Here is a 13,917-nt window from a genome sequence, read left to right as displayed (position 1 = left end):
CCGGGCGTGACCGTGCCCAGGTGCTCGCCGCGCGCGGACCACAGGCCGGCCCGGATCTCCTGGTTGGGCGGCATCGCCGACCAGGCCTCCATGCCCCGGACGGCCGGGTCGATGTCGCCGACCATGCCCCGGCCGGTGTCACGGCCGCTGTAGCCGCCGAACAGGACCCGGCCGGTGGCGGCGTCGCGCATCGCCCAGCCGTAGGGCGCCCACGTCCCGCCCTCGTGCACGGTCCAGATCTCCAGACCGGGCCGGTCGGGGTCGAGGTCGCCGACGTGCATGGCGTCGCCGTGGCCGAGCCGGACGTTCTGCCCGGGCACACCGCTGTTCGGCGGAGCCGTGTCGAAGGAGGAGTACAGCAGGCTGCCGTCGTCGTCGATGGTGGCCGCGCCGTACACGATCTCCTGCCTGCCGTCGGCGTCGACGTCGGCGACACTCATCGAGTGGAACCCCTGGGTGGTCAGGGTGGCGAAGGCGGGATTACTGCCGTCGACGCCGTGCGGGGAGGCGTTGAAGGGATTGGCCATCGGGGCGTGGCCGCTGTCGACGAACCAGCGTTCCTTGAGCTCGCGGCCGTTCCAGTCGTAGGCGACCAGGGTGGTGCGGGTGTAGTAGCCGCGGGCGAAGACCGCCGAGGGGCGCCTGCCGTCGAGGTAGGCCACCGAGGACAGGAAACGGTCGACGCGGTTGCCCGGCTCGACGCGGGCCATCGCGTAGTCGCCCCACAGCAGGCCGTCGTCTCCCCGGCCGGGCTTGTAGTCGACGGTCCGCAGCTCCCTGCCGGTGGCGCCGTCGAAGACCGACAGGTATTCGGGGCCCTTGACGACGAAGCCGGCGAACTCCCGCAGGCGGTTGTTGGCGCTGCGCGAGGGCGCGTAGACGTCGACGAAGTGGGTGGCCAGCTCGGTCGCCGCCTGGCGGGAGAGGGGGTAGGTGTGCGCCGGTGCGATGCCGAAGGCCTGCTCCAGCGTCGCGGGCCAGCGCCCGGCGACCACCTCGGGGTGCTCGTGCCACTTCGTGAACATGTCCACGAGGTGGTCGAAGTAGCCCGCGGCGCTCAGCCGGTAGTCGTCGGTGTGGGAGTGGCCGGGCCGCGGCATGGTGACGAACCGCTCGTATTTCTGGTTTCCGGCGGTGTCGTAGCGGATGACCCTGGTGCCCGGCGCGGTCTTCAGCATCACCTCCGAGCGGCCGTCGCCGTCGAAGTCGTAGACCAGGAACTGGGTGTAGTGCGCGCCGGACCTGATGTTGACGCCCAGGTCCAGCCGCCACAGCAGCTTGCCGTCGAAGGTGTAGGTGTCGAGGTAGGTCGGGCCGGTGTAGCCGCGCTGGGAGACGTCCTTGGCGTTGGAGGGCTCCCACTTGACCACCAGCTCGTAGCGGCCGTCGCCGTCCACGTCACCGACGCTCATGTCGTTGGCCGCGTAGGTGTAGCTCTCCCCCACCGGGGTCACACCGTCGGCGGGCTTGCGCAGCGGCACATCGTAAAACGATTCACTCCAGGGCCGGACGACAGCGCTCCTCCTGCCCTCCCTGCCCCTCGTGATCGGGGCGACCGCGTACCTGGAGGCAGGCGTGCCCGCGACGTCCCGGTAGTTGGTGCTGTCGGTGACCGTGGCGATCGGGCGGCCGTCCCGGTACAGGCGGAAGTCGGCGCCGAGCATGCCGTCGCGGCCCGCCCCGGTCACCTCGGTCCCCAACAAACGCCAGCTCAGGAAGATGCCGTTCGGGGTGGTCGTGGCCACAAGACCGCGGTCGAGGCGCTCCATCCGGATGCGCGGGTCGGCGGCGGCGGGGGTGGCCGGGAGGGCGCACGCGAGTGCGACCAAGATCGTGAGGGCTAAGCGGGCGGCGCGCATGACGGAGCTCCTGGGGGGTCGGAGCGGTTAAATCGATCTACCTGCTGGAGGTTATGAGCGTTAACATCGGCAGTCAAGGCTTCGGTTTCTCCGGCACCTGGAGGTCGCCCTCCGGCTTCCTCCCCTCGTCGCTCCCGTACTTCGCGACACGACCGAGCTCCATCCGCGGCTCGTGCCGCACTCGACCTGGACGGCTTCCGCAGCGGGACCGTCCGCGGCACTCGACGTCCGCGCCGCCGTCGATCCCGGCCCGCCGCGGATGGCGATGAAGGGAACGCATGAAACCTTCACGTCACCGCCGGAGAAAATCAAAATTTCTGGGAGCGTTCACAGGATGGAAGAAGACCTTGTCACCACCAGCGCCGATCACATGCTCGCCTCTTGGGCTTTTACCTCGGACTTCGAATGGACACTTTCAGCGCGACGGGTTGTGCGTTACTGTGCACGTTCACAGAGCCTCATCAAGCCTGTGAGGAGGACGCGTGGCCTCACCCCCCACCCTGCCTGTGGCTTCGCACCCGATCCCCCATCACCGCTGCCGCGGAACCTGCGGCGACACGACCTCCGCCTGACCGCGACCGCCGGCTCCCGGCGCGACGACATCAGGACGGCTCAAGCGGACTGACCACCCGCTCGAGCCACAGGATGCGAGCGCCCGGGTCTGTCCGTCATGCCCGAACGCAGACGGCCTCAGCCGGCGGCGCCGGCCCGTGCACGACCGGCCGCGCCGCCCGCTTCGGCGACCGCTGTGATTCCCGCTTCCGATCTCCGCCCTGACCATCGGAGGGCTCCATGAAAAGGATCTTGGTGGCATTGGCGTTATGCGCCGCCGCGACCGTCCCCGCCGGGCAACCGGCCCACGCCACCGCCGCATCGCTCAGCATGCTCGGCGCAGACGTCTCCTCCTTGCAGCGCGCGCTGGATCTGGGCGCGAAGTACTACGACGCCGGTGGCGCGCAACGAGATCCGCTGGACATCCTCAAGGGGGCCGGCGTCAACTACGCCCGCCTGCGGATCTGGAACAACCCGATCAGTGGCCACAACAACAAGGACAAGGTGCTGCAGCAGGCCAGGGCGGTCAAGGCCAAAGGGCTGAGGCTGATGGTGGATTTCCACTACTCCGACACCTGGGCCGACCCCGGCAAGCAGTACAAGCCGGCCGCCTGGTCAAGCCATGGCATCGGCCGGCTGCAGACCGACGTCTACGACTACACCTACGACGTGTGCACCAGCCTCAAGGCTCAGGGCACCGTCCCCGACAGCGTGCAGATCGGCAACGAGATCAACACCGGCATGCTGTGGAACGACGGCAGGGTGACCAACAACGACTTCACGAACCTGAGCCTCCTGCTCAAGGCCGGATACAACGCGACAAAGGCATGCAATCCCGGCACGCAGGTGATCATCCACACGGCATTGGCGGAGAACCTGTCCTCCGCTCGCCGATTCTATGATGGGATCCGGGCCAAGGGCGTGTCCTGGGACATCACCGCCCTGTCGTACTACTGCGTGTGGCACGGCACGCTGTCCAACCTGTCCGCGGTCATCGGTGACATGCGGGCCCGGTACGGCAAGGACGTGGTCATCGCCGAGACCGCCTACCCCTTCACCGCCGACAACGCCGACTCCACGCGCAACGTGGTCACCTCGGGCTGCTCGGGGTACCGGTTGAGCTGGCAGGGACAGGGCGCGCAGTTCGCGGCGGTGCAGAACACGGCCCGTGACGCGGGCGCGATCGGGGTCTTCTACTGGGAGCCGACCTGGTACGCGGTGCCCGGCAACGGCTGGGATCCGGCGAACATCGCGAGCAGCGGTAACGAGTGGGACAACATGGCCGTCTTCAACTGGACGGGCCAGATCAACCCACATGTCCGGTGGACACCGTAAGCCCGGGGGCCACCGTGCCCGCCGACCACCCCGCTCCCTGCAGGCCAGGGCCGTGACATCCGAGACACCGGCCCGTGAAAGCCGACGGCCCGTCGTGCAGGCGGCGCCGTACCACTGCGGACCCTTACGAGAAAGCGCGGAACAACCATGGGTTCCCCTCGGTCAGATGGCCGCGTGCCCGGCCCGCCGGGCTCTTCGAGGCTCGTCGTTCTCACCCTCCTCTCCTTCCTGGCGGCCCTGCTGTCCATACCGCTCGCGCCTGCGGCCGGGGCGGTGACGGATCTGGCGCTGGGCAAGGCCGCGAGCACCGACTCCAGCCAGTCCGGGCGTGGCGCGTCCCTGGCCAACGACGGCGACACCGCAACCCGCTGGTGCGCCGCCGACGGCGGGACCGGCCACTGGTGGCAGGTCGACCTCGGAAGCGCGGCGACGCTGACCGGCACGGAGGTGCGCTGGGAGTTCGCCCGCGCCTACAGGTACCACGTCTCGGTCTCCACCGACGGCTCGGCCTGGACGCGGGTGGCCGATCGGACGGCGAGCACGTCCACCGCCCAGGTGCAGGGCGACGCCTTCTCGGCGACCGCCCGGTACGTGCGGATCACCGTGACCGGTCTTGCCGCGTCGACGTGGGCGAGCATCGCCGACTTCAAGGTCTTCGGCACCGACACCGGTACCCCGCCGGGGCCGGAGCCGGATCCGGCACTGCGCTCCAAATGCACCGGCGTCTCGCCGATCGTCTGCACCTTCGACGTCCAGCCGGGCAACTACGACGTGACCGTGATCCTGGGCGATGCGGCCACCCCGGGCGTGACAAGCGTGCAGGCGGAGGCTCGCCGTACGGTGTTGCCCGCCGTGTCGACGGCGGCGGGCTCGTACGAGCGGTACTCGTTCACGCTGAACGTGCGCCGGCCGGAGGGCCAGCCGACAGGGCAGGGCGGCACCGGGAAGCCCGGACTTGATCTGGTCTTCTCCGGGACGGCACCGAAGCTGAGCGGGATCGGGCTGGCCCCGGCGAGCGGGCCCGTGCTGTATCTGGCGGGTGACTCGACCGTCTGCGACCAGCCGGTCGCGCCGTACACCGGATGGGGGCAGCAGCTCCCGCAGTACTTCAAGCAGGGCCTGTCGGTGGCCAACTACGGCGACTCGGGCGAGAGCTCGGGCAGCTTCCTGTCCAATTCGGCGCTGTTCCCCGCGATGAGGCCGCTGATCCGCAACGGCGACACGGTGCTGATCCAGTTCGGGCACAACGACAAGTCGACGACCGCCTCGGCGTTCGCCTCGAACCTCACCAGCCTGATCACCCAGGTGCGGTCGCGAGGCGGAACGCCGGTGCTGGTCACGCCACCGGTGCGGCGGCTGTTCGCCGCCGACGGCACGCTGAACTCCACGGCGCTGCACGTCAACGGCGTGGGCGTGAACCTCCCGGCGACGATGCGGCAGGTGGCGGCGGCGCAGAACGCGCCGCTGATCGACCTGACCGCCGCGAGCGAGGCGCTGGTGGAGAGGCTCGGCCCGAACGGCTCGGCCGCGCTCTACCTGCCGGAGCTGAGCGACAACACGCACTTCTCCTCGAACGGAGCGAACGAGATGGCCAGGCTCGTCCTGCAGCGCATGCGCGAGCTGAACCTGTCGCCAGCTTCGTACCTGCGATGACCCCCCACCCACCTGTTGGAGTTTCCATGTCCTTACGCAGACCGCGCACCGCACTGCTGTCGGCCGGCGTCGCGCTGACGATGGCCACCGCCGGTGTCGCCATCGCCGCGGAAGCCTCCGCGGCGACCCGCTACGAGGCGGAGAGCGCGCCGGCCACGTGCGCCGGCCTCATCGAGTCCAACCACGCCGGGTTCTCCGGCAGCGGATTCTGCAACGCCGACAACGCGTCAGGCGCGGCGGCACAGTTCACCGTCACCGCGCCCGCCGCCGGCGCGGCCACCATCGCCATCCGCTACGCCAACGGCGGGACCTCCGACCGTCCCGCCGACGTGCTGGTCAACGGCACGGTCGCCCACCCCGGCAGCGCGTTCGACCCCACCGGCGCCTGGACCACCTGGGTCACCAAGACACTGACCGTGTCGCTGAACGCCGGCGACAACACCATCCGGCTGAACCCGACCACCGCCGCCGGCCTGCCCAACATCGACTACCTGGAGACCGACCAGGACGGTCCGGACCCGAACCCGACCGGCCGCCAGATGGAGGACCTCAACCGCGGCCTGATCAGCGTGCGCTCGGGAAGCGGCAACCTGGTCTCGTGGCGGCTGCTCGGCACCGAGAGCATGAGCACCGGGTTCAACCTCTACCGGGGCTCGACCAAGCTGAACTCCTCGCCTCTCACCGGCGCCACCAACCACCTGGACAACGGCGCCCCGGCCGATGCCTCCTACACCGTCCGCGCGGTGGTGAACGGGGTGGAGCAGGCGGCGTCCGAGCCGTCGCTGCGCTTCGCCGGCGGCAACTACCTGGACGTGCCGATCTCCCGGCCGGGAAGCAACTACACCGCCGGGGACGCGAGCGTCGGTGACGCGGACGGTGACGGACAGTACGAGATCTTCCTCAAGTGGGATCCGAGCGACCAGAAGGACAACTCCCAGTCCGGGGTCACCAGCAACGTCTACATCGACGCCTACCGGCTCAACGGCCAGCGGCTGTGGCGCGTCGACCTGGGCCGTAACATCCGGGCGGGCGCGCACTACACGCAGTTCCAGGTCTACGACTACGACGGAGACGGCCGGGCCGAGATGGCGGTCAAGACCGGCGACGGCACCGTGTCCGGCACCGGGCAGGTGATCGGCAACGCCGGCGCCCTGCACCGCAACTCCGACGGCTACATCATCACCGGCCCCGAGTACCTGACCGTGTTCAACGGGCTGACCGGCGCGGCCATGTCCACGGTGAACTTCGATCCGGCCCGCGGCAACATCAACGACTGGGGTGACAACTACGGCAACCGCGGCGACCGGTTCCTGGCCGGCACGGCCTACCTGGACGGCCGGCGGCCGAGCATCATCATGGGCCGCGGCTACTACGCCAAGAGCACGATCGCGGCCTGGGACTTCCGCGACGGCCAGCTCACCCGGCGCTGGAAGTTCGATTCCAGCAGCGCCGGCAGCCAGTGGACCGGCCGCGGCGCGCACTCGCTGTCCATCGCCGACGTCGACGGCAACGGCACCGACGAGATCATCTACGGCGGCATGACCATCAACGCCAACGGCACCGGCCGCTACACCACCGGCTTCTACGCCCACGGCGACGCCCTGCACGTCGGAGACTTCGTGCCCGGCCGTGCCGGCAAGGAGATCTGGATGATCCACGAGCAGAGCTCCGGCGCCGCCGCCACGCTGCGCGACGCCGGCAACGGCTCGGTCATCATGCAGAAGAACAACACCTGCAACTGCGAGGGCCCGGCCCGCGGCGTGGCCGCCGACATCCACGCCGGTAACGCCGGCGGAGAGTTCTGGGGGACCGGCACCGGCCTGGGCAACCTCTTCAACGCCTCCGGCGGCAACGTCGGGCGCAACCCCGGCAGCTACAACTTCCTGGCCTGGTGGGACGGCGACCCGGTGCGGGAGCTGCTGGACGGCAACCACGTCGACAAGTACGGCACCGGTGGCGACACCCGCCTGCTCACCGCCTCCGGAGCGCACTCGGTCAACGGCACCAAGTCCACCCCGTCCCTGTCCGGCGACCTGTTCGGCGACTGGCGTGAAGAGATCATCCTGCCTCGCGACGACAACGCCGCGCTGCGCATCTACGCCACACCCGTCCAGACCGACCGGCGGATCTACACGCTGATGCACGACGCCCAGTACCGCGTCGCCATCGCCTGGCAGAACACCGCCTACAACCAGCCGCCGCACCCCGGCTTCTTCCTCGGTGACGGCATGAGCACCCCGCCGCAGCCCGACATCTACGTCCGCTAGAACATCCGGCGCTCCGGCGGCCCGGCACCCATCGGGCCGCCGGGCCGCCGGACCGTGACCCGAGCCGATGGCGAGTCGCCCCCCAGCCTCCCCTCACTCCCCAGGAGCCTCGATGAAATGGCTACCGAAGATCTCATTACTCGCGGCGATGACGACGGCACTGGCATGCGCCCCCGTCGCGTTCGCGACGGGGGCGCATGCCGCGACGACCCGGTACGAGGTGGAGAGCGCGCCGGCCACGTGCGCCGGCCTCATCGAGTCCAACCACGCCGGGTTCTCCGGCAGCGGATTCTGCAACGCCGACAACGCGTCAGGCGCGGCGGCACAGTTCACCGTCACCGCGCCCGCCGCCGGCGCGGCCACCATCGCCATCCGCTACGCCAACGGCGGGACCTCCGACCGTCCCGCCGACGTGCTGGTCAACGGCACGGTCGCCCACCCCGGCAGCGCGTTCGACCCCACCGGCGCCTGGACCACCTGGGTCACCAAGACACTGACCGTGTCGCTGAACGCCGGCGACAACACCATCCGGCTGAACCCGACCACCGCCGCCGGCCTGCCCAACATCGACTACCTGGAGACCGGCGCGCCCGCCTCCGCCACGACCACGGTCTGGCTGGCCGGAGACTCCACCGTCGCAGCCAACTCCGGCGGCAACATCGTCGGCTGGGGCCGGGAACTCGGCGCCTACCTCACCGGCGACGCCACCGTGGTCAACAGCGCCATCGGCGGTCGCAGCGTCCAGACCTGGCTGTACGAGTCCGCCGTCACCGGCACCAAGAACTCCGCCGGGGAATGCGTGCTCAGCTCCACCGCCTACGCCGCCCGCTGGCAGGCGATGCTCGACGCCTCCAGCGGGATGAAGGCCGGCGACCACCTGTTCATCCAGTTCGGCATCAACGACGGCTCGTCCACCTGTCCCCGCCACGTCGGCTCCGCCCGGTACCGCGAACTGCTCACCACCATGGTCCGCGCCGCCCAGCAGCGCGGCGCCCACCCCACGCTGGTGACCCCGGTGTCCGCCCTGAGCTGCAGCGGCGGTACGGCGACGCCGACCCGCGGATTCCTGACCGAGACCTTCGACGTCGGCCGGGCCACCGGCGCCCCGGTCATCGACCTCCACAAACTGAGCTACACCCTCTACAACAGCCTGCGCCTGTGCCCGTTCAACGGCGACTACTCCTCCGGCCCCGTCGGCGCGTTCTTCGCCGACGACCACACCCACTTCGAGGCGGCGGGCGCACGCCAGATCGCGGGCCTGGTCGCCACGGCGGTACGCGACCAGCGACTCGCCCTCTCGGCGTACCTGAGGTGACACTCGGCTCCCCCCGGGAGTCTCGATGAAATTCGTCGGAGATCTCAGCTGTCACGGTCGCCCAAGGCGATCCGCTGGACATCTCCAAGAGCGCCGGCGCGGACCACGTTCGACTGCGGACCTGGAACAACCCGCGCAGCGGCCACAACAACAGGGACGCGCCTGGCGGCCGACCCGGCCGCGCTCCAATCACCACAGCCATCCCCGCATCCAAGGAGTCATCCATGACCATGCAACGGCGGACATTTCTCAGTGTGAGCGCGGCCGGAGCGGCGGGCCTCGGCCTGTCCCTGCTCGGCGCGGGGCAGGCGCTCGCCGGCGTCGGGTCGCTGGACCCGGCACCGACCACGCCGTTCGCGGTCGGCGTGCGCCGGCATGACTGGACCCGTGGCAGCCGCCCGTGCACCACCTACGTCTACTACCCCGCCACCGGCACCCCCGGCGGTAACCCGGTGACGAACGCCCCGGTCGCCAACGGTGTCTTCCCCGTCTACAACTTCACCCACGGCTTCCAGAGCAGCCCGCAGAACTCCCTGTTCATCATCCGGGCCCTGGCCGCGGCGGGCTTCATCGTCCCCGCCCCGCACTTCAACCACAACTTCACCGACGTCAGGAACGGCGAGACCTCCAAGGACGTCTCGCAGGTCCTCACCCAGACCCTCGCCCTCAACGCGAGCGGACCGCTGGCCGGGCACATCGACACCGGCATCGGCGTCGGAGTCTCGGGCCACTCCCTGGGCGGCATGATCACCCATGGCCTGCTGACCTCCTGGCCCGACAGCCGGATCGTCTCCGCCAACCCGCAGTCCTGCGAGGACATGGGCAACCCCGCCGCCTCGGTCTCCGCCAAGGTCCTGTTCGTCCACGGCGACCGGGACTCGACCACGCAGTACACCTCGGCCCGGCAGGCGTACACGGAGATGACCTGGCCCAAGGCGTTCCTCACCTTCGTCGGCGGCAGCCACACCAGCTTCTGGAGCGACAACCGCTTCCCGAACACCGTCGTCGACTGGGCCCGCTGGACCATGTACGGCGACACCGCCGCACGGGACCGCCTCCCGGCCGACGCGGCCGGGTCCAACACCAGGTGGGAGGCCCAGCTGGGTGACTCGTCCGGCGGCCCGGCCGCCTACACCCTGGTGGCCCAGCACAGCGGCAAGGCCGCCGACATCGACGGGGCCTCCACCGCCGCCGGCGCACGGCTCATCCAGTGGACCGCAGGCAGTCGCCCCAACCAGCAGTTCGAGTTCGTGGACTCCGGCGACGGCCACGTCCGCGTCAGGGCCCGGCACAGCGGCCTGTTCCTCCAGTCCACGGGCACCGCGACCGGCGCGGACGTCGTCCAACGGGCCGACACCGGCGCCACCGGCCAGCAGTGGCGCGTGGTCGACCACGGCGGTGACGTGATCAGCCTCGTCAACCGGGAGTCCGGCCTGGCCATGGACGTCTGGGAGCAGTCCACCGCCGACGGCGCCCGCATCTCCCAGTGGACCTACAACGGCAGCCCCAACCAGCGCTTCACCCGGCGCCGCGTCTGACACGAGACCCGCCGGGTCACCGCTCGGGCAACAGGACGGTGACCCGGCATGACGCGAACACCCCTCCACAACCCCCTGGACGGCTTCGATGACACAGTCTTTTCACAGTCGGACCTCACCGCGACGTCCGTACAGACGTCGCACCGTATTCGTCCTCGTCGGCGCGCTGATCGCGAGCGCCGCCGCACTGGTCACGGGACCGCCGGCGAACGCGGCCGTGATCGACCCGTCGGCGTACTACCAGATCGTCTCGCGGCACAGCGGCAAGGCGGTCGAGATCGCCGATCAGTCGACCGCCGACGGTGCCGCCGTCCAGCAGCGGACCCGCGCCGACCGGGCGGGCCAGCAGTTCCAGTTCGCCGACGCCGGCAACGGCTATCACAGGCTCCGGGCCCGGCACAGCGGCAAGGTGGTGGACGTCTCCTCGGCGTCCACGGCGAACGGCGCGAACGTCGTCCAGTGGGCCGACAACGGTGGCACCAACCAGCAGTTCCGGGTCGTGGACACCGACAGCGGATACGTCAAGCTCGTCAACCGCAACAGCGGCAAGGCCCTCGACGTCTGGGAGCAGTCCACCGCCGACGGCGCGCGGATCTCCCAGTACACCGACACGGGCGCCGCCAACCAGCAGTGGCAGTTGGTCCGGGTCGGCACGGCACCGGCCCCGAAGTACGCCGGCTACCTGTTCAGCCACTTCACCGGCGAGGGCACCTCCGCCGGCGAGCAGGTCTATTTCGCGCTCAGCCAGGGCAACGATCCGACCCGGTGGCGCCAGCTCAACGGCGGACAGCCCGTGCTGACCTCGGCCGTGGGAACCCGCGGCGTGCGCGACCCGTTCATCATCCGTTCACCGCAGGGCGACAGGTTCTACCAGATCGCCACCGACCTGCGGATCTACGGCAACGGCAACTGGGACCAGGCCCAGCGGACGGGCAGCAAGTCCATCGTGGTCTGGGAGTCGACCGACCTGGTGACCTGGAGCGCGCCGCGCCTGGTCCGCGTCTCGCCGGACACGGCCGGCAACACCTGGGCCCCGGAGGCGTACTACGACGAGACACTCGGCCAGTACGTGGTGTTCTGGGCCTCGAAGCTGTACTCCGCCGGCGACCCGAACCACACCGGCACCACCTACAACCGGATGATGTACGCCACGACATCCGACTTCCGGACCTTCAGCGCCCCGCAGGTCTGGGTCGACAAGGGCTACTCGACGATCGACTCGACGCTCATCAAGCACAACGGCACCTACCACCGCTTCACGAAGGACGAGCGGAGCGCGTCGCAGACCGCGTGCGGCAAGTTCATCCTCGCGGAGAAGTCGACGACCGTGCTCAACCGCGACTACTCGTTCGTCGCGGACTGCATCGGAAACAACGCGATCAACCAGGGCGAGGGTCCGCTGGTCTTCAAGTCGAACACCGAAGAGCGCTGGTACATGTTCATCGACGAGTACGGAGGCAGGGGTTACGTACCGTTCACGACCACCGACCTGAACACCCGGCAGTGGTCACCCGTCTCCGGCTACACCATGCCCGGCCGGCCGCGCCACGGCACCGTCCTGCCGATCACCCAGGCCGAGTACGACCGGCTGCTGCAACGCTGGGGCTGAGCCAACCCGGCCAAGCGATGACGGACGCGCGACCGGCGAGGAGGCCTGTCCTCACCGCGACGGGCGAGGCCGGGCGGTGACGGCCTTCGACGGCCGGCGGGGCGTCACGGGGGAGCGCGGACGGGTCTTTCCGGCCGGCGGAGAAGTGGTCGCACTTCTCGTCCTGTCGCGGGAAGACCCGCCCTCTCCCCCAGGCCCCACCGGCTCTCACCGGCGTCGTGACCCGCGGCGGCCGGCTGTGGCCAGCCGGCCGAGGCGTTGACGTCGAGGTGGTCGATGTTGGGTAGCCCGGCCGCCGTGGTCGGGTCCAGGCGGACGGTGTTGCCGCCGGTGTTCAGGGAGACGCTCAGCGCCTCGGTGGACCAAGCCGTCCACGTCCCGGTGGATCCGAACGAGACCGTCCCCACCGTGGATCCGTTGACGATCAGGTTCGCCGGCCGTTGATTGGAGTAGTCCCTTGCGCGTGCCGGACGAGTGGTCATCTCTGAGCCTGTGGGAACACGCCGATAGAATGATCAAGGAAGGGGCCATCGTGATCGATCGCCCCGCCAGGTCGGCGCATCCCAAGTTCCCCGACTACCGATATCCACTGAATTACGGCTACATAGCCGACACAGTGGGCGGAGATGGAGAGGGAGTCGACGTATGGGTAGGCTCAGGCGAGATCGAGCAGGTCACCGCCATCGCGTGCACGATCGATCCGATAAAGCTCAACGCCGAGCTGAAGATGCTCTGGCGGTGCACGGACGAGGAAGTAGCGAGAATCGAGTGGTTCTACCTGCCACAACCCCAGTCGGCGCTGGTCATACGTCGTCACGAGCCGAGGTAGCCGTACGAAGAAGGCCACCGGGCGCGGGCTTCGCGCACGTCCCCTGATGAGCATGCCCGCGCGCCGAGCTCGGGTGCGTGACGGACTACGCCAGGCGGACGGCCTGATCCATGAGGATCAGCGCGCCGTTGGCCGTCCACAATCGGTCGGTGGAGTAGTTCAAGCTCGCTGAGCGGAGGTCGCGGAAACACCGTTCCAGTGGTATCGGGGAGTTCCTGGAGTTGCCGATGCCCAGGCCCGCAAGGTCGATCATGCGATCGACCGCCCGGAGGGACAGGTCGGAGGCGGCGAGTTTCAGGGAGTTGAGGTGGATCTGGAGCACGTGCTCCGCCATGGACCTTTGCTGGGAGCGCGCCTCCGCCACCTCCTGAGACACGCGACCGAGGTAGGCGTGGACGAGTTCCGAGTCGAGGCGGATCCGGGCGAGGCGTTCGCGCACCAGATCGCTGGAGAGATCCGGGCCGCCGCCCCGCCCACTGCCCCGTAGATGGCCGATCAGCTGGCTGAACGCGCCATGAACGGCCCCCAGCCAGCAGACGGACCGGCCGAGGTGGGCCAGCGGGATGAAGCTCTCGATGGCCACTTCGCGAAAGCGGCCCGGTACGCCCACGAGGTTCTCGCGGGACACCTCGCCCGACAGACGCGGGGCGATACTGGAGGCGCCCCGCATGCCAAGCGTGTTCCAGTCTCCCGATTCGGTCACCTTCGACTCGGAACGGTCGGCGTACACCAGTGACACCTCGTCCGTGCGCGATTCGGCGGACGCCTTCATCGTGATGAGGAATCCGTCCGCATGACCTCCGCCCGTGACGACGGGAGCCTGCCTGACATCCGCCGGCACCGGGCCGTGCGTCCGTGGGACGTCTCGTCAGGAGATGGTCCACTGCTGGGCGTTGTTGCCGTTGCAGGTCCATTGGCGCACCTCGGAGCCGGCGGTGGTTGCGAAGTTGTAGTTGTCCA

At 69.4% G+C, this 13,917-nt stretch carries 10 protein-coding genes; 7 read left to right on the top strand and 3 right to left on the bottom strand.

The features are described from left to right. The coding region (locus ACFYWM_RS44250; RefSeq protein WP_389927770.1) for a rhamnogalacturonan lyase at positions 1–1,859 on the bottom strand (1,859 nt) is incomplete at its 3' end. A gap of 807 nt (positions 1,860–2,666) precedes the next feature. On the opposite strand from ACFYWM_RS44250, the gene ACFYWM_RS44245 reads away from it, so the two are divergent. From ACFYWM_RS44245 to ACFYWM_RS44220, 6 genes are all read left to right on the top strand, one after another. Next, positions 2,667–3,746: an arabinogalactan endo-beta-1,4-galactanase gene (locus tag ACFYWM_RS44245; RefSeq protein WP_389927768.1), complete on the top strand. Its 1,080-nt coding sequence runs from the start codon at positions 2,667–2,669 to the stop codon at positions 3,744–3,746. A 174-nt stretch (positions 3,747–3,920) separates the two neighbouring features. Continuing rightward, complete coding sequence (locus tag ACFYWM_RS44240; protein ID WP_389927766.1) at positions 3,921–5,399, top strand: discoidin domain-containing protein; 1,479 nt, start codon at positions 3,921–3,923, stop codon at positions 5,397–5,399. A 26-nt stretch (positions 5,400–5,425) separates the two neighbouring features. After that, positions 5,426–7,666: a CBM35 domain-containing protein gene (locus ACFYWM_RS44235; RefSeq protein WP_389927765.1), complete on the top strand. Its 2,241-nt coding sequence runs from the start codon at positions 5,426–5,428 to the stop codon at positions 7,664–7,666. Between the two features lie 112 nt (positions 7,667–7,778). Then, entirely contained in the window at positions 7,779–8,981 is a 1,203-nt protein-coding gene (locus ACFYWM_RS44230) for an SGNH/GDSL hydrolase family protein (protein ID WP_389927762.1), read from the top strand. 224 nt (positions 8,982–9,205) lie between these two features. Beyond that, entirely contained in the window at positions 9,206–10,519 is a 1,314-nt protein-coding gene (locus tag ACFYWM_RS44225) for an RICIN domain-containing protein (protein ID WP_389927760.1), read from the top strand. Between the two features lie 217 nt (positions 10,520–10,736). Continuing rightward, positions 10,737–12,128, top strand: coding sequence for an RICIN domain-containing protein (locus tag ACFYWM_RS44220; RefSeq protein ID WP_389927757.1), 1,392 nt, complete (start codon positions 10,737–10,739; stop codon positions 12,126–12,128). 104 nt (positions 12,129–12,232) lie between these two features. Here the strand turns inward: ACFYWM_RS44220 and ACFYWM_RS44215 are convergent, their stop codons facing one another. Further along, a complete protein-coding gene (locus tag ACFYWM_RS44215; RefSeq protein WP_389927754.1) occupies positions 12,233–12,610 on the bottom strand; it encodes a carbohydrate-binding protein in 378 nt (125 codons plus the stop codon). Here ACFYWM_RS44215 and ACFYWM_RS44210 point away from each other — a divergent pair. Then, positions 12,592–12,957 carry an inorganic diphosphatase gene (locus ACFYWM_RS44210; RefSeq protein WP_389927772.1) on the top strand — a complete coding sequence of 122 codons (366 nt, stop codon included), beginning with the start codon at positions 12,592–12,594 and terminating at the stop codon, positions 12,955–12,957. The two genes, ACFYWM_RS44215 and ACFYWM_RS44210, sit on opposite strands and share 19 nt — an antisense overlap. An 85-nt stretch (positions 12,958–13,042) precedes the next feature. Here the strand turns inward: ACFYWM_RS44210 and ACFYWM_RS44205 are convergent, their stop codons facing one another. After that, complete coding sequence (locus ACFYWM_RS44205) at positions 13,043–13,687, bottom strand: acyl-CoA dehydrogenase family protein (RefSeq protein ID WP_389927751.1); 645 nt, start codon at positions 13,685–13,687, stop codon at positions 13,043–13,045. Between the last annotated feature and the right edge of the window lie 230 nt (positions 13,688–13,917).

Origin of the sequence: Streptosporangium sp. NPDC002721 (assembly GCF_042888905.1) — a bacterium.
GTDB lineage: Bacteria > Actinomycetota > Actinomycetes > Streptosporangiales > Streptosporangiaceae > Streptosporangium.
Note: the sequence above shows the minus strand (reverse complement) of the source record. Positions and strands in the feature narration are given on the sequence as shown.